The sequence below is a fragment of the Pseudomonas frederiksbergensis genome (assembly GCF_035751725.1).
In the GTDB taxonomy this organism is placed as follows: domain Bacteria; phylum Pseudomonadota; class Gammaproteobacteria; order Pseudomonadales; family Pseudomonadaceae; genus Aquipseudomonas; species Aquipseudomonas frederiksbergensis_A.
In genome coordinates this window covers 3,156,695-3,173,204 of sequence record NZ_CP142104.1, presented here as the reverse complement: position 1 = coordinate 3,173,204, position 16,510 = coordinate 3,156,695, and the positions used below count along the sequence as shown (strand labels likewise).

14 protein-coding genes and 3 pseudogenes are annotated in these 16,510 nt (G+C 61.5%); 3 read left to right on the top strand and 14 right to left on the bottom strand.

Annotation, left to right across the window (positions count from 1 at the left end; all coding sequences use genetic code 11):
* Window positions 1–38 precede the first annotated feature (38 nt).
* The 6 genes from VQ575_RS14170 to VQ575_RS14145 are packed head-to-tail and all read right to left on the bottom strand — an operon-like array spanning window position 39 to window position 6,881.
* Window positions 39–1,676, bottom strand: a complete 1,638-nt coding sequence (locus VQ575_RS14170) for a BatD family protein (RefSeq protein ID WP_045156362.1) — start codon at window positions 1,674–1,676, stop codon at window positions 39–41.
* Window positions 1,673–3,406: a tetratricopeptide repeat protein gene (locus VQ575_RS14165; protein ID WP_198726298.1), complete on the bottom strand. Its 1,734-nt coding sequence runs from the start codon at window positions 3,404–3,406 to the stop codon at window positions 1,673–1,675. The genes VQ575_RS14170 and VQ575_RS14165 overlap by 4 nt, the downstream gene beginning before the upstream one ends.
* A complete protein-coding gene (locus tag VQ575_RS14160) occupies window positions 3,403–4,482 on the bottom strand; it encodes a vWA domain-containing protein (protein ID WP_045156364.1) in 1,080 nt (359 codons plus the stop codon). The genes VQ575_RS14165 and VQ575_RS14160 overlap by 4 nt, the downstream gene beginning before the upstream one ends.
* Window positions 4,475–4,969: a DUF4381 domain-containing protein gene (locus VQ575_RS14155; protein WP_039589983.1), complete on the bottom strand. Its 495-nt coding sequence runs from the start codon at window positions 4,967–4,969 to the stop codon at window positions 4,475–4,477. The genes VQ575_RS14160 and VQ575_RS14155 overlap by 8 nt, the downstream gene beginning before the upstream one ends.
* Entirely contained in the window at window positions 4,966–5,910 is a 945-nt protein-coding gene (locus tag VQ575_RS14150) for a DUF58 domain-containing protein (RefSeq protein WP_039589985.1), read from the bottom strand. Before VQ575_RS14150 ends, VQ575_RS14155 begins: the two co-directional genes overlap by 4 nt.
* Window positions 5,911–5,921: 11 nt before the next feature.
* A complete protein-coding gene (locus VQ575_RS14145; protein WP_039589986.1) occupies window positions 5,922–6,881 on the bottom strand; it encodes an AAA family ATPase in 960 nt (319 codons plus the stop codon).
* A gap of 223 nt (window positions 6,882–7,104) precedes the next feature.
* Here VQ575_RS14145 and VQ575_RS14140 point away from each other — a divergent pair.
* Window positions 7,105–7,299 (top strand): annotated as a pseudogene (locus VQ575_RS14140) (transposase); the annotation flags it as partial.
* A 202-nt stretch (window positions 7,300–7,501) separates the two neighbouring features.
* Entirely contained in the window at window positions 7,502–7,690 is a 189-nt protein-coding gene (locus VQ575_RS14135) for a hypothetical protein (RefSeq protein ID WP_039589990.1), read from the top strand.
* 82 nt (window positions 7,691–7,772) lie between these two features.
* On the opposite strand, the pseudogene VQ575_RS14130 reads toward VQ575_RS14135, so the two are convergent.
* Window positions 7,773–7,958, bottom strand: a pseudogene (locus tag VQ575_RS14130) (hypothetical protein); the annotation flags it as partial.
* Between the two features lie 53 nt (window positions 7,959–8,011).
* On the opposite strand from VQ575_RS14130, the pseudogene VQ575_RS27355 reads away from it, so the two are divergent.
* A pseudogene (locus tag VQ575_RS27355) lies at window positions 8,012–8,154 on the top strand (DUF6124 family protein); the annotation flags it as partial.
* Between the two features lie 92 nt (window positions 8,155–8,246).
* On the opposite strand, the gene VQ575_RS14125 reads toward VQ575_RS27355, so the two are convergent.
* The 7 genes from VQ575_RS14125 to VQ575_RS14095 all read right to left on the bottom strand — a co-directional run bounded on the left by VQ575_RS14125 (window position 8,247) and on the right by VQ575_RS14095 (window position 16,210).
* Window positions 8,247–9,962, bottom strand: coding sequence for an ATP-binding cassette domain-containing protein (locus tag VQ575_RS14125; RefSeq protein WP_325917726.1), 1,716 nt, complete (start codon window positions 9,960–9,962; stop codon window positions 8,247–8,249).
* Between the two features lie 471 nt (window positions 9,963–10,433).
* The gene (locus tag VQ575_RS14120; protein WP_325917724.1) at window positions 10,434–11,411 is read right to left on the bottom strand and encodes a 2-hydroxyacid dehydrogenase; all 978 of its coding nucleotides are present in this window, start codon (window positions 11,409–11,411) and stop codon (window positions 10,434–10,436) included.
* A gap of 16 nt (window positions 11,412–11,427) precedes the next feature.
* A complete protein-coding gene (locus VQ575_RS14115; protein WP_325917722.1) occupies window positions 11,428–12,723 on the bottom strand; it encodes an MFS transporter in 1,296 nt (431 codons plus the stop codon).
* 52 nt (window positions 12,724–12,775) lie between these two features.
* Entirely contained in the window at window positions 12,776–13,786 is a 1,011-nt protein-coding gene (locus tag VQ575_RS14110) for a sugar kinase (RefSeq protein WP_039589998.1), read from the bottom strand.
* Window positions 13,779–14,561, bottom strand: a complete 783-nt coding sequence (locus tag VQ575_RS14105; RefSeq protein WP_325917720.1) for a sugar phosphate isomerase/epimerase family protein — start codon at window positions 14,559–14,561, stop codon at window positions 13,779–13,781. Before VQ575_RS14105 ends, VQ575_RS14110 begins: the two co-directional genes overlap by 8 nt.
* 86 nt (window positions 14,562–14,647) lie before the next feature.
* Entirely contained in the window at window positions 14,648–15,673 is a 1,026-nt protein-coding gene (locus VQ575_RS14100; RefSeq protein ID WP_325917718.1) for a LacI family DNA-binding transcriptional regulator, read from the bottom strand.
* 183 nt (window positions 15,674–15,856) lie between these two features.
* The gene (locus VQ575_RS14095; RefSeq protein WP_039590005.1) at window positions 15,857–16,210 is read right to left on the bottom strand and encodes a hypothetical protein; all 354 of its coding nucleotides are present in this window, start codon (window positions 16,208–16,210) and stop codon (window positions 15,857–15,859) included.
* Window positions 16,211–16,510 lie beyond the last annotated feature (300 nt).

The window sequence follows — 16,510 nt, the reverse complement described above, 5'->3', positions numbered from 1 at the left end:
TCAACTTTGTCAAATGGAACGGCGCGGTGCGACGCCGGTTACTTGGGATAAAGCGGCGGCAAGCTCGAATCACTGGTGGCATCCGGCGATCCTTCAAGGGGCGGAATGGCGCGAATGGCGCGCCACAGGTCTTCGCCTTGCCAAAGCTGGCCGGTCTCGCTGTACAGGGCCCCGTTCAAGCCGTCGAGGGCGTCGGACAGTGGCACGAAGCGCGCTGCCAAGTCTGCCAGGGTTTCCGGTTGCTGCCGGGCCCAGGCGTCCAAGGCCTGGCGGGTGGCGTGCGGGTCGTTGGCCAGGCAGGCGCGCTTGAGGTCATCGAGCAGGGTGCGCGGGCTAGGTCCGGCCTGGGTCGAACGCAGGACGGCGGGTTGCCAGCGGGCGCGCCACCACAGGCCGAAACCGAGCAGCGTGGTACACGTCAGGATGAGCGTGCTCAACTGCCAGTACCAAAGCGTCTCGCTGTCGACGGTCGTGACGATTTGCGTCGTGCCCGCCGGCGTGTCGACCATCAGGCTTGGATTGTTCGCCACTTGCAGGGTCCGCGCGGGGAGGCTGGTGCGGTCCAGGTGATCTTCCAGGGTATTCCACCAGACCACTTCAACGGGTGGCAGCTCAATGGTGCCGCTGCGGTTGGGTACCAACGCCTCGCGGTCTTCGCGACTGCCCACCAGTCCCCGTTCGCTGCTGCGACTGCTGAGCACCGGCTGGTCGGGATAACGGCGCAGGCCGTTGATCTCGGTGGCAGGCAGCGGCGGCAATTGGGCGCTGGTCAAGCCTTCGGCTTCAAGGGTCAGGCTGCGGGTCAGTGAATCACCGACCTGGCTGTGGGTCGGTTCCGGGCTCCAGCTTTCGCTCAAGGAAAGGCTGCGGGCCGGTAGCCAGGGAAGGTCGGCCGGATAGCTGGCAGGTTTTGGCTTGACGGCCAGCTGCAGTTGCGTGGAGCTCACGCGCATCAGTTGGCCGGGCTTGGCGCCGGGCGTCGCGTTGCCCTGGGCCGCCGGCTCGACCAGCGTGGCGCTGAAGGTCTGGGCCGGGACCGCCAACTCGCCGCTACGCTGCGGATAGATGCCGTAGCGCAGTTCGATCACGCCGTGGCGCACGTCGTTGATGACTTTCTCGTAGGTGCGCGATTCCCCCAGTTGCTCGGTGCGTGCGTCTGGAATGTGCAAGGGGGTTAGGCTGCTGTCGTCGTAAAGCGACACTGAATGGTAGATGCGCAAGGTCAGGATAGCCTGGGCCTGTACATACACTTCGGCCTGGTCGAGGCTGGCTTCGATGAACACCGGCGCGAGGGTGCCGGAGGCGTTGCGGGTCTCGCTTTCGATCACCTGCAACGTAATCGGCTGGCTGGCCACTTCGCCCAATTGCAGCGCCGGAATCACCACAGTGCCGCTCTGGCGGGGAAGCAACGTGACGATCCAGCGGGTGGTAGCGCGGTTCTCGCCGTCGAGGGTGGTCAGTTGGTTGACCTGGCGGGTGCCTCGTACGTCGAACAACGCCTGGAGCGGGCTCAGGTCAGGCTTGCCGAACAGCGTGGCGTCGTTGGATTCCAGCGTCAGCTCCACGGTTTCCCCGGAATTCAGCCGGCTACGATCCACGCTGGCGGTCAACTGCGCAGCCTGGGACCCGGCAGCCCAGAACAGCAAGACGAGGAGGTAGGCGGTGAAGCGGGTCATTGGTTTTTTTCCTGGGCCTGGTGGCTTTGCTGTTCGTACCAGAATTTGCGCCTGAGCAGCTCACCTGGGTTATCCGGGATCTGGCGCAGCCATTGTTCCAGCGCCTGGCGTTGTTCTTCTTCGTTGCGTTGACCCGCCGCCGGGCGAAGCGGCGGGGTGGTGGTCTGCTCGTCGGGCAACTCGCTGCCTGGCACATCCTGGGCGCCGGGCGGTGGGGCCTCGGACGCCGGGGCGTCGTCCGGCGTGGCTGTCGCTTCGGAGGAGGGATGGCCCTGCTCGGATGACTGGCTCGGCCTGTCGGCCTCCTGCGGTTGCTCCGTGGCAGGCTGTTCCTGGTTTTCGGCAGGCTTGGGCTCGTCCGGGGGCGGAGTCTGTTCTTTCAGCAGGCTTTCGACCAGGGCTTTGTTGGTCTGCGCCGGGCGCAGGTCCGGTTGCAATTCCAAGGCCTGCTCATAGGCATCGATCGCCGCCTCCAGCTCACCGCTGCGGGCCAGGGCATTGCCGCGATTGTAGTGGGAACGGGCGTCGTTGCCTTCTGCAAATCGTCGGGCCGCTTCGCTGTACTCGCCGGCTTCGTACAGGGCGACGCCTTGCCATTGGCTGTCTTCGAAACGGGCAGCGGCCTCGGCCGGGCGTTTTTGCTTGAGCAGATGCTGGCCCTGCTGGTCGGGACGCAACCACAAATCCTGGAATTCGAAAGCGTGGCCGGTTTGCGGCAATACGAACAACAGCGGCAGGCAGAAAAGCCAACCGCGCCGCCCGGCGCACGCTGCCAGCAACAACAACGGCAAAAGCAGCCAATAACCCTGGTCGGCCCAGGTGTCGAGGCGCAATGTCTGGCCATCGCTGCGCAGTTGGCGCGGCCCGTCCAGCAGGCCCAGGCCGCGCAAGTCACTGTCGTCCAGACGCGCCGGGCGATAGCGGCCATCCAGCTCACTGACGAAGGACTTGAGGCCCGGACTGTCCAGGCGCGGCACCAGGATCGCGCCTTGGGCGTCCTTCAGGTAACTGCCATCGTCCTGGGCCACCGGCGCGCCTTCGCGGGTGCCAATGCCGAGCATCAGCAAGCGAGTGGCGGAGCCGTCCAGGACCTGGCGGATGCCTTGGCGTTCCTGCTCGTTCAGGGACGACGCGATCAGCAGGATCCGACCGTGGCCGAGCCCGGCCTGGTCCAGCAGGGCCATGGCCTTGTTCACGGCCAGGTCGGCGCGATGGCCGCCTTGGGGCATGATCGATGGCGCCAGCGCTTCGAGCAGGTTGGCGCTGGTGGCCAGGTCATCGGACAGCGGCACCAAGGTGTGGGCACTACCGGAATACACGATGATCGCGGTCTGGGCGTCACTGCGGTTGTGCAGCACGTCCAGCACTTTTCGCCGGGCTTGTTCCAAACGGGTGGGCGGGACGTCGGTGGCGAGCATCTCTGGCGTCAGTTCGAGGATGATCACCAACGGATCGGCGGGTTTCTGGCTGGTCTGTTCGACGCGTGTCCAGCTGGGACCAAGCAAGGCCAGCACCATCAAGAGCCAGCCCAGGCCCAGGGCGATCCAGGGCAGCTTGCTTTCGCGACCGCTGCCACCGCTGAGCAGCACTCCATGGAACGCCGCAGGCAGGATCATTTGCCAACGGCCCACGCGTTTTTGCCGATGCCAGAGCTGCCAGAGCAGCCAGCCCAGTAACGGCAGCAGCAGAATGAAACCGGGGCGCAGCCAATGCGGCCAGAGCGCGATCATCGGCGCCTCCGCAGTCGCAGGCGCTTGAGCCGCTGGCGCCATTCGGAGGGGTGCGAGGGTTGGAACAGCGGCTGGGTGAACAGGCGTTGCAACGGATTGTCCGGCCAACGTTCCCGGGCCACCAGCAACATGCTCAATACCAGCGCAACGGCCAGGGGCCAATGATACAAGGCATGGGCCGGGCGGGCCTGGGTTGGTTGCTGGGTCACCGGTTCGAGTTGGTCAAGGGTCGCCTTTATCGCCAACAGTTGCTCGCCATCCTCGGCCCGGAAATATTGGCCGCCGGTGACTTGGGCGATTTCCCTGAGTGTCGCTTCGTCGAGGTCCAGGCTCGGGTTGACGCCCAGGAAGCCGGCGCTGCCACTTTGCTCCGGGTCGGCGCCTACGCCGATCGGGTAGATCTTCACGCTTTCATCGGCAGCCAGCCGCGCGGCGGTCAGCGGATCGATCTGGCCGCCATTATTGGCGCCATCGGTCACCAGGATCAGCACGCGGCTCTGCGCCGGACGTTGACGCAGGCGCTTGAGGGCCAAGCCAATGGCGTCGCCGATGGCAGTGTTCTTGCCGGCGATGCCCACGCGCGCTTCGTCGAGCCAGCGCCGCACGGTGTGGCGATCGAATGTCAGGGGCGCCTGCAGATACGCCTGGGTACCAAACAGAATCAGGCCGACCCGATCACCTTCGCGGCTTTCGAGGAAGTCGCCGAGCATGCGCTGCACCAGCGCCAGACGGCTGATGTCTTCGTCCTGCCATTGCATGTCGGGAAAATCCATCGAGCCCGACACGTCCACCGCCACCAGGAGGTCGCGACCGCTCGCGGCGATCGGCAACGGCTCGCCCAGCCACTGCGGGCGGGCGGCGGCGATCAACAGCAAAAGCCAAAGCAGGATGAAGGGAGCCTGCTGGCGCCATGTCGGTAAATTGGCCCGGGCCCGCCGCCCCACCAATCCTTCGAGCTCATCCAGGAAGCTGACCTTGAGCGCCGGCTCGCCACTGTCCGCAGCCGGCAACACCAGGCGCATCAGCCAGGGCAACGGCAACAGGATGAAGACCCACGGCCAGGCGAACTCAAACATGTTTGCGAATCCATATCTCGACGGCTTGGGTCAGGCCGGCGATGGCTTTGTCATCGAGCTTGCATTCAGGCTTGTAGGCGCCCTCCACGAGGATCATCCACCGGGTCAGGCCGGCGGCCGGGCAGCGGTTATCCAGGAAGGCCAGCCATTTGCGCCCATTGAGGGTGTGGCTCTGGCTGTAGGGATAGTGGTTGCGGCACAACCGCTTGAGCAGCCCATTGAGCTGTTGCAACCAGGCGCCGGCCGGCGCGCCGTCGTAGGGCTTGGGCAGCAGGGCGAGCTCGGCCAGCGCGGCCAGGCGCACCGGATCCAGCGGTTGCTCGGCCCGGGCGTTGCTGCGCTTGACGGGAATGAATCGGCGCAATTGCCATACACCCACACCCAGCAGGGGCAGCAGCACCAGCAACAGCCACCAGCCCGGCGCGGGCGGCCAGAATCCGATGGGCGGCGGGGTCATGAGTGGCTGCAACTGGTCCAGGCTACTCATCGGGCTTTCCCCGGTCGCTTGGGGTTCAGGTACTCGCGCAATTGTTCGACCATGTCGCCCTGGGTGCTCAAGGGCAGCATCAGGATTCGCAGCTTCTGGGCCAACATCTCCCAGCGCATCAGCCGCGCTTCGGCCTGGGCACGATACGTCTGGCGCAACTCGAGATTCAGTGTGTCGAGCTCCAATTGCTCGCCACGCTGGGCAAAACGCAGCAATCCGGCGGCGGGCAGGGCGTGATCCAGCGGGTCGGACAGCGGCAAGAGCAGCAGGTCGCAATGACGCGACAGCAGGCTCAGTTGCTGCTCGGCGCTGTCGGACAAGGCGCGCTCGTCGCAGATCACGATCGCCAGGCTGCCTGGGCGCAGGACTTCCCGGGCCCGGCGCAAGGCAACGCCGAACGAGTCGCGGTCTGACTCGCCGTCGGTGTGCAGCGATTGATTGACTCGCACCAGGCGGTTGAGCAGTTGCAGCAGGCTCTGTTTGCTGCGCCGCGGCTTGACTTCGTAGTGGGTGTTGTTGCCGAACACCAGTCCGCCGACCCGGTCGTTGTGCCCCAGCGCGGCCCAGCCGATCAGGCTCGCGGCGCGGGCGGCCAGCACCGACTTGAAAATCAGTCCGGAACCGAAGAACAGGCGATGGCTCTGCTCGATCATGATGAAGATCGGCCGCTCGCGTTCTTCATGGAACAGTTTGGTGTGGGGCTCTTGGGTCCGCGCGGTGACTCGCCAGTCGATGGTGCGTACATCATCGCCGGCCTGGTAGACCCGCACCTGGTCGAAATCCACCCCGCGCCCGCGCAGCTTGGAGTGGTGCAGGCCGATCAGCGGGCTGCGCTGGCCGGGCGTGGAGAACAACTGCACTTCGCGCACGCGATGGCGCATCTCGATCAGCTCCGAAAGGCTGACGCGGATGCCCGGGACGGGCGCGAGTGGGTCATTCACGACGTCGATACTCAAGCGACGGCGACGACGTCGAGAATCCGCTGCACGACCCGGTCCTGGTCAATGCCGGCGGCCTCGGCTTCGAACGACAGGATGATGCGATGGCGCAGCACGTCGAACAGCACGGCCTGGATATCTTCCGGGCTGACGAAATCACGCCCGGCCAGCCAGGCGTGGGCGCGGGCGCAGCGATCCAGGGCAATCGAGCCGCGTGGGCTGGCGCCGTAGGCGATCCACTCGGCCATCTCGGGGTCGAACTTGGCCGGGTTGCGGGTAGCCATGATCAGTTGCACCAGGTACTCCTCCACGGCGTCGGCCATGTACAGCCCGAGGATTTCCTTGCGCGCCGAGAAGATCGCCTGTTGGCTGACGCGCCGCTCGGGCTTGGTCTCGCCGTTCAGTGCCTCCCCCCGGGCCTGTTGCAGGATGCGGCGCTCCACCGCAGCGTCGGGGAAACCTATCTTGACGTGCATCAGGAACCGGTCGAGCTGGGCCTCGGGCAGGGGGTAGGTGCCTTCCTGCTCGATCGGGTTCTGAGTCGCCATCACCAGGAACAGCGGGGACAGTTCATAGGTGCTACGTCCGACGCTGACTTGCCGCTCGGCCATCGCTTCGAGCAAGGCCGACTGAACCTTTGCCGGGGCCCGGTTGATTTCGTCCGCCAGTACCAGGTTGTGGAAGATCGGCCCCTGCTGGAACACGAAACTACCGGTTTCCGGACGATAGATCTCGGTACCGGTGATGTCGGCCGGCAACAGGTCGGGCGTGAACTGAATACGATGGAACTGCGCTTCGATCCCTTCGGCCAGCTCCTTGATCGCCTTGGTCTTGGCCAGCCCTGGCGCACCTTCGACCAACATGTGCCCATCGGCGAGCAGGGCGATGAGCAGGCGCTCGATGAGTTTTTCCTGGCCGAGAATCTGCGTAGAAAGAAAGGTTCGCAGCGCCAGCAGCGCTTCACGATGTTCCATCGATGACTGTTCCTGGAAAGGGTGGCCCAAGCGTTCGGATAACGCCGGGGCTGGGGGCGTTACTTTAATGCATGGCGGGGGGTGGCGACTAACGGGATTTTGATGGGTGTGTGGATTTGTGATCGGTTTGGACCTGGCGTGGGGGCGGCGGGGGACGCAGGAGCCGGGAACGCCACAGATCATGTGCGGGAGCCGAGCTTGCTCGCGATGACGGCGGGACTTTCAACTTCAATGCGCCCTGACCTGGCAAGAAAACGTGGTCTGCGCCGATGCGGGTTACCCTGGGCCGAGAAGCGCGAAGAACACGCTGGGCGCGAGCTCATTTGGCAGATTGCAGCCCGGCGCGGCATTTACAAAAAAGTACGGAAAACGCAGTGTTTTGTACAAGACGATCCACGAAACCGAGAAGGTAAAGGCATCCTGCTGTTGTCTATATTTGTTAGAGCTAGTGGGGGCAGCAACGTCAAGGCGCTTATTTCAAAGCCGTATAAACAGAGAGGTTTTTTCACTGCACCTGTTACTTCTGACAGTAGGCAAGGTTTGCTTCTGGTTTTAGCCTGAAGTTGCCAAGTGAATACTTAGCGCGAAATTTACTTTAATTAGCGAGAAGGATTGAATTGATGAGCTATCCAAAGGATACACCGTATAGAGGATACATTATTCGCGAGCATGATCCCGCCTATCAGGCGTATTCATTTCAAGGTTTCGATACGTCAGGAAATTCCATTACCATGTTGTGTGAAACTGCGCAGCACGTGAAAGAGTTGATTAATAAAATGCTTGATCAGCCTGACGATGGTCGATTTTAGTCTTGGGTGGAGGGTCCTGTCGTAAGAAATAAACTAAGCTCGTATCGCTTAGGGCTATCGATACGAGCTTTTCTGCCAGGGCTCAACGAACGTTATTTCGGTTGAATAATGAAAGTTCCGTAGCTTTCTTCCGCCTCACCCCCGCATTCACCAGATTCATCGGCCGTTCCCCCGCCAACGCCGCCAGCAGGTTCTCCTTCGCACAACGCGCCATCGCTTCGCGGGGCTCGTGGGTGGCCGAGCCGATGTGCGGCGTCGCCGCTACGTTATCCGTTTGGTAGCGAGGTGGTGGTTCCTCCTATCCCACATAAGGTTCTATATATGTTCAAAGCTACCCCCAATCCCCCGGACACCGATCCGACCTCACCGCGCCCAAAAAATAAGTCCCAAAACACGACGAAGTCACCGACCGAGTCCTCGACCATTACCTAAACCCCAAACCGGACAAGCCCGAAGCAGAACCTGCCCCCCGGCCAACTTTTCACCGTCAGCAAGGAGCGAGCCTGCTCCGGCGGCGATCCGACGATGACGGCAGCAGATCCAGCACCATATTTCGCTAGTTCTGCATCCGAATCTCATCCACCAGCAGCTTGATTGCTGGCCTGTCGATAAGATCCAGCCACGGACCGTCCTCCACGATTGCCCCGTCATGCATCACAATGACCCGGTCAAACCGATGCAGGTGGTCAACGTCATGAGTGACACATATCAACCCTTGCCCGGCAAAAACGTCGAATAACAGGTCCCATAGAGGCGTGGTCAGCCTGGGTTCGATGGATGCGCTTGGCTCGTCGAACATATTGAATTTTCGGGGTTTGTTGATAAGGCGCAGCAGTGATAGGCGTTTAGCTTCGCCTCCGGAGATATTCGATGCATTTTCGCTGACCTGCCGTGTTGCCACAATTTCATCCAGTTCCAATTGCCGTATGGCTCTAGACAACATCGGCGATGCGCTGCCTCCGAACAGAACCGATTGTTCAAAAGAACCTTCCAGAAATCGCGGTTGTTGGGGGCAGTATCTCAAGGCGTCCAAGTGGGCTTGGCCGGTCAAAAGTGAAACCGGTACCAAGTCGATGCTCAGTAGGTCTCGCCTTGATGCATCAAGCCCGGCGAGGACTTCCAGAAAAGTGGTTTTGCCTGCGCCGCTAGGGCCCGTAACGGCCACTGACTGCCCTTGAACAAATGCCAGGGAGCGTTTGATCGACAGGCGAAGCGGTCCCGTTCCCTCCACTTCGCAGGGTCCGAGTTCCAGAACTGAGGAGCGCCGGGAATCAACCAAGGCCAGCCGATTGCTGCGATCGAAGTCCGGAAGTGATAACAGCCCCTGAAATTGACGCTGGTCTGCCAGGAACTGATCAAGAGCACGATACCCTTCAGTCAAGGTTGAAATACTGAGCAGATAACTCCCCGCGATTGAAAAAATGGCCACCAGCTGTCCGACGCTGATGCTGGGCTGGCTCGACAATTGGTCCACGACGCCCCAGTAGAGCAACCCCCCAGTGGAAAGGCTTACGAACAATATCTTGGCGGTGCTCAGCAGGCCGCCAGAGGATGCCGTAGTCACAGCAGCGCCGGCATAACGTCTGAACGCCGCGTTCAAAGGATGCAGGGCAGTAGGTATGGCACCTTCCAGTTTTATGTTTTTCGCCGCGTTGAGGGTGTTGTAGAGAAGTGCGCTTAACTCATCTTCCTGTTCATTGACTGCATCGATGTGCTTTCTTCGCCATTTGATAATTTGGTGGGTGGTAGCCAGATAGATAACTCCGGCCGCCGTCATGCTCAAAAAAATTTCACCGCCCCCTATGTAAATAAAAGTCCCCCCAACAACTATGAACTCCAGGAGTACGGGAAGCGCAATGATTACAATGAAAATGAGCAGTTGTTCGTGAGCGGTAATTCCGCGCTCGACCGACTTTATAAAGTGGCCGATTCTCCAGGAACTGAATGACGAAAACTCTTTGCCTATAAGTTCGGTGATCCACTCAATGGAAGCGTTCATGATAATGCCCTGTACCAGCTTGGACAGCGCATGGAGTTGCAGAGGAGTGATGATGGCATGAATACATCCAGCGACAATTAGGCCTGTCGTCAGTGCGAGCAGGGTGCTGGATGCTGGATTTCTATTGCCTTGCAGGGTGTCGATGATGGTTCCGAGTAACAGTGGAGGGGCAAGTGTAATCAGTTTAAGTGCGATGATTGTGGTTATAGTTATTGCTAGAAGTTTGGTGTGTTTTCTATAGGCGTTTTTTATCATTGCCCGGATGCTGTGCATATACTCGCTCCTGGTTGTTTTGTTTTCGATAATTCAACCGCATAACACGTACTGAGGCACAACCAGGCGACCGTTTTATTTCAGGGCGTTTCCTGCCCATGTCGATTTACTCCAATGTAGTTAATGGGCCTCGCGACGCGCCCAACTTGCGTTTGTTCGCAAGTGATTAATTAATAGCATTGGGGTGATGTGAAGGCTATTGCGTGACTTCCTAGGCTGACGTAGGTTTGTTCTTGCCATTGAGTAGGAGGGAGATGTAGGAATGTAGCTGCTTTGCTGGAAGCGTGGTTTTTCTCTACTGTTTGCGCCGTTTGGGATGTTTATATTATTTTAAGAAAGGATCAAAAGGATAATCTGGCAGCGGCGTTCTAAGGTGGCTGTGCCCGGAAAGTTAGCGTTGCGTGCACATCTAAATGAATACAGTTGCCATCGCGATCTTGCTTGCGATGGCACATTTTGAAGGCGGCAATGTCAGAGCGTCCACGCCCCCGCGTTCACCAGATTCACCGGCCGTTCCCCCGCCAACGCCGCCAGCAGGTTCTCCACCGCACAACGCGCCATCGCTTCCCGAGTCTCATGCGTAGCCGAGCCCATGTGCGGCGTCGCCACTACGTTATCCATCTGCAACAGTGGTGAATCCGCGTTCAGAGGCTCGTGCTCGAAAACGTCCAGGCCGGCGCCACGGATCTGTCCGCTGCGCAGGGCCTCGATCAGCGCGGTTTCGTCGACGACCTTGCCCCGGGCGATGTTGATGAAGATGCTTCCGGGGCGCATCTGAGCAAACGCCCGTGCATCGATGAGACCTTCTGTCTCGGCGGTCAAGGGCAAGGTCAAGCAGATGAAATCCGCTTGTTGCAGCAGCGTGTCGAGGTCGCAGTACCGCGCGTTGAAACGTTGCTCGACAGCGGGTTTCGGAGAATGGCTGTGGTACAGCACCGGCATGCCGAAGCCGAAGTGGCCGCGTTGGGCCAAGGCTTCGCCGATGCGGCCCATGCCGACGATGCCCAGGGTCTTGCCGTGGACGTCGTTGCCGAAATGTTGGGGGCCGATGCTCTGTTGCCAAGCGCCTGCGCGGACCAGATTGGCCAGTTCCACCACGCGCCGGGCGGTTGCTAGGATCAGGGCGAAGCCGGTGTCGGCGGTGGTTTCGGTCAGTACATCGGGCGTGTTGGTGAGCATGATCCGCCGTTCGGTCAGGTAGTCGATATCGTAATTGTCGACGCCCACCGAAACGCTGGCGATCGCCTCGAGGTGGGGCGCCAGGTCCAGCAGCGACGCATCGAGCTTGAGGCCTGCGCCCAACAGCGCATGGGCGCTGGGCAGGGCATCGCGCAGTTGCACCAGGCCCCGGGCGTCGAGACGTTCGATGAGGGTGACCTGGGCCTTCGCTTGCAGGCGTTCCATCAGTTGCGCTGACAGTTTCTTGTACAACACCACGTGCTTTTTCATAGGATTTCCCGATTCGTTAACGGACAGGCGCCGGATGGGGTGTCGCAGTCTTGGGCACGACCCGGTCGCTGGCACCGGGATTGAGAGCGAGGGTCAGCACCACCGACAACAGCAGCGCACCGCTCATTAACAGGAAGGACATGCCGGTGGAGCCGGTAGAACCGTTGAGGTAACCCACCAGGTACGAGCCGCCGAACGATCCCAGTGCGCCCATGCTGTTGATCAGCGCCATCGCGCCGCCAGCCACGTTCGCCGGGAGGATCTCCGGGACGATGGCGAAAAACGGCCCGTAGGGCGCGTACATGCAAGCGCCCGCAATCACCAGCAAGGCATAGGACCACCAGAAATGCTCAGCGCCGAGCAGGTAGGAGGCATAGAACGCGATAGAGGCGATCAGCAGCGGCGGCCAGACGAAACGCTTGCGTTTCTGCACCTTGTCCGACGCCCAGGACACGATCAGCATGGCGATCACGGCCGCCAGGTACGGCAGCGATGACAGCCAGCCGGCTTCGACCATGTTCATCTTCAGGCCCGCCTTGAGGATCGACGGCAACCACAGCACAAAACCGTAGACGCCGATGCTCCAGCAAAAGAACTGCAACGCCAGGATGATCACCTTGGGCGAGCGGAAGGCCTCGGCATAGTTCTTCACCGCCTTGATGCCGACCTGCTCGGCTGCCAGCGCCGTTTCAAGGTCGTGTTTTTCCTGGTCGCTGAGCCACTTGGCCTGGGCTGGACGATCGTCCGCCAGGCGCCACCAGACAAACGCCCAGAGCACCGCCGGCAGGCCCTCGATGATGAACATCCAGCGCCAGTCGAATTGCTCGACGAGGTACCCCGAGACCACCGACATCCATAGCATCGTGACCGGGTTGCCAAGGATCAGGAACGTGTTGGCGCGTGAGCGTTCGGCCCGGGTGAACCAGTGGCAGAGGTAGACCAGCATCGCCGGCATCACGGCCGCTTCCACCACGCCGAGCATGAAGCGGATCACGATCAGCCAGTACGCGTTGGAGACCACGCCGGTGAGGGTAGCCAGCGAGCCCCAGAGGATCAGGCTGACGAAGATCAGCTTCTTCACGCTGTGCTTCTGCGCGTAGATCGCACCCGGCACCTGGAAGAAAAAGTAGCCGAGGAAAAAAAGCGCGCCGAGCAGCGACGACAGGCCTGGCGTGATCATCAAGTCTTCGGCCATGCCCGAGGCCGCGGCGAAGCCATAGTTGGCCCGGTCGAGGTAGGCGAGGCTGTAGGTGATGAAGACGATGGGCATGATGTACCACCAGCGGCGGGTGGCGAGGTTGAGCGTCTGCATGTCTGTGACTCCTGAGCTTGTTGTTTTTATGCAGCAGGTGTTTTCGGTTGCCTCATTCGCGAGCAAGCTCGCGCCCACACGGATTCGTGCCAGCCCTGTGGGCGAGAGCTTGCTCGCGATTGGCTTCATTGAATTCAGCCAGTAACTCATTGCGTGTCGGCAGTCCTTCCATGTCTCCCCGGTTTTGCACCGCGCGGCTGCCTATCCAGTTCGCGCGCCGTACGGCCTCGGTGACGTCGAGGCCTTCGAGCAACGCGCTGATCAGGCCGACGGCGAAGCCGTCGCCAGCGCCCACCGTGTCCACTACCTGGGCCACCGGCACGCCGGCGACGAATCCCTCGCCCAGCGCCGTGCGGTAATAAGCACCGTCCGGGCCGAGCTTGATCACCACCACCTCGGCACCCTGGTCCAGATAAAACGCCGCGATGTCGGCAGGGTCATCGAAGCCGGTCAGCAGCCGACCTTCGCCAAGCCCCGGCAAGACCCAGTGGGCGAGGGCCGCATGGCGGTTGATCTCGCGGATCATCAGTGCTTCGCTGGCCCACAGGCTCGGACGCAGGTTGGGGTCGAACGACAGGCTGCGTCCGGCCTCGCGCATGCGGGTCATCAATTCGAAGGACATTTGCCGTGCAGTCATCGACAGCGCTGGCACGATGCCGGTGGCGTGGAGATGACGAGCGGTGAGCAGCGTCGGGGTGATGGAGTCGATCGACAGATGGCTGGCGGCCGAACCACGACGGAAATATTCGACTTGCGGGTCGCTGCCATCGTCGGTGCGGGACTTGAGCTGAAAGCCGGTGGGGTGTGCCGGATCGACGGCCACATGACGGCAATCCAGGCCTTCCTTTTCCAGCGCCTGCACCACGAAGCGACCCAGGGAGTCGGCGCCGACCCGACTGAGCCACCCCACCTGGAAACCCAGCCGCGACAAGCCGATGGCCACGTTGCTGTCCGCGCCGGCGATGCGTTTGTGAAACCGGTTGACGCCAGCCAGGTCGCCAGTTTCGTCGGCGACCAGCATCGCCATGGTTTCGCCGAACGACAGTACATCGAACTCAGGCATGGGCAGTCTCCCGGTGCGATTGCCCGAGGCGGGACAGGAGGGCAACGTGTTCAGCGGTCAATTGCAGCAGGTCATCGCCTTGTAGCGGGTACTCGGCGGCGCGCATCACGCCGACCGGCATGTGCTTGAGCAATTGTTCCCACAGGTGCAGGTCGGTCGCGGCTGGCGGCACGGCGACCAGCTTGCCATCGGCGCGCCGGGCCACGGCCTTGCAATGCACATACGCCACATGCCGTCCGAGCTGTCGGGCGGCGGCGGTGGCTGATTGGTCCTGCCATTGCCAGTTGCCGATGTCGAAGGTCATGGCGATGGGTAAACCGTGTGCTTGGACCGCAGCGAAGAAGCGTTGCAGAGGTTCGATCCGTCCGCCTTGCAAGGTCTGATCGTTCTCCACCAGCAGTTGCACCGGGCTTGCCGCGAGGGCGTCTGCCAGGGGCGATACGTCGTGGGAGTCGGTGAAGTGGCCGAGGGAAACCTTCAACCACGCCGAGCCGAATGCCTCGCAACGTTGCAAGGTGGCCGCCAGGGCGGGATTGGGCCCGGGCTGGCCGGGGAGCCAGAGTTCGAGTGGTGAAGAGTAGACGCTTTCCAAGCCCTGGCCCCGTGCGCCAGCGGCCAGCTCGGCGGGTCGCTCGGTGGTCAGCAGCTCCTCGCGCCATTCGATACGCGAAGCGCCGGCGGCGGTCAGCAGGTCGATGAAACTGCCCTGACCGCGTTGGCGCACCAGGTCGGCGCCGTAGCTGGAGAGGCTGATGGAAACGGGTGGTTTGTTCATTGTTGTTGTACCTCTGAAACCGGTTTCAGTTTTGGTCAAAAAAATTTAGTCGGTGTGCTCGAGGCGCTGTTCGCGAGCAAGCCCGATCACCGCGCCCTCCCATGCGTCGACCCACGCTCGATCAAACGCGCGGCAAAATCCAGGGTCTGCACCGGCCCGTTGTCTCCCCGCAGGCGCTTGAGCAGGCATTCGAAGGCGCTGGCGCCGATTTCGGCGGTGGGCTGGGCGAGGGCAGTGATGCCGCTGCCCACCAAGGGGTACCAGTCCAGGTCGTCGAGGGCGATCAGGCCGATGTCATTGAACAAGTGACAACCCAAATCGCGGAGTACGCGGGTCGCCGCCAGGGCGGCGATGCCGTTGGCACAGAACAGCGCCTTGGGACCACGGTCCGGCTGGGCGAGAAAGGTCTTGATGCGCGGGAGCAGTTGCTCGCAAGTTTCCACCACGGCGCCGGCCAGGGCAGGGCGTCGCTCGATGCCGGCCTTGAAACTTTCGACCCGCTCGATCCGCGAACTGGTGCCATCGAATGGCTCGGTCACCAGCAGCAAATCGCGGTAGCCACGCTGTTCGAGGTGATCGAGGGCCATTTCGATGGCCGCCGGATTGTCCAATCCGACCAAGTCGGTTTCGAGCCGATCGACCTTGCGATCCACCAGCACCATCGGCATCTCGCTGCGCAGCTCGAACAGTTCGTCGCGGTGATGCCCCAGCGTGTTCACGATCAGCCCTTCGATGTTGTAGGCACGCAGCAGCGCCAGGTGCTGGCGTTCCTGCTCATCGTCGCGATCGGTGTTGCAGACCACCAGGCTGTAGCCATGGCGACGGCAGGCGGTTTCCACGCCATGCATCACGGCAATCGAATAAGGGTTGCGGATATCGGCCACCAGCATGCCGATCAGGCGCGTGCGCCCGCGCTTGAGGCCACGGGCCATCTGGTTTGGACGGTAGCCCAGCTCGCTGATCGCCTGCTCGATACGCCGAGCGATAGCCTCGGAGAGCAGGGCACGGTCTTCGCCGATGAAGCGCGAGACACTGGCCTTGGAGACCCCGGCGCGTTCGGCGACATCGAGCATGGTCACGCGGCTGCGCTGGGCGGCGGAGAAAGAATTCACGGATTGAAACCTGTTTATTGGATTTATTGAGGTTCTGAAACCGGTTTCAGGAAACACCAGAATTCGTCCGGCCGTCAAGGGTGATGTGCGACAGGAGCGACCGGCGGTGAAATAACAAGTATCACGCGAATTGTGGCGAGGGGATCAATCCCCTCGCCACAAAGAGTCCTGCCTTGGCGGGGATCAGAGCTCGCTGACGTATGTCCCGGTCCCGTCGAGGATGTTACGCAAGGTCCGCTCCACTTCGGCCACGTCCGTCACCTTGGGGTCGTAGGTAATCTCCAACACATCATCGCCATTGAGCGCGTCGGCATCCGCCGCGCCGATCTCGATCTTCAGCAGGGTCGGGCCGAGGGTGACCTTGACGTCGTCCAGTGTCGAGGGCTCGCCGTCCAGGGTGATCTCCAGCTCGTCTTCGTCCGGGTAGCGGGTCATCAGGAACATCTCGCCCTGCGCGCTGTGGCAACAGAGCATGGCCATGTTGTCTTCTTCTTCATCGCTTGGGTTGGCGATCAGCAGGGCGGTGGTCATTTTCATGTGAGGGGTCCTGGCTCCGGTGAGCCTTGCGGGTGGAAAAGCGGAATTTTGCCAGTCCCGGCGAATTCCTGCTGGATTACCACCGCGAGGTGCCGTTTGGCCCCAAGGCTGCTAGGGTTGTTCGGTGCATGAGGGCTATAACGCTAGCCGATGACCGAATATGTCGCAGCGCTGCAAGCAGTCACGTTGTCGCACTCGTTAAGCTGCGCAACGGATGTGCACCTGCAAAGGGCATCGCGGAGTGTTTTTTGCAGGTGGTCATCCGATTGAAATTACCTGGAAAAGGATGTGACCTGCGGG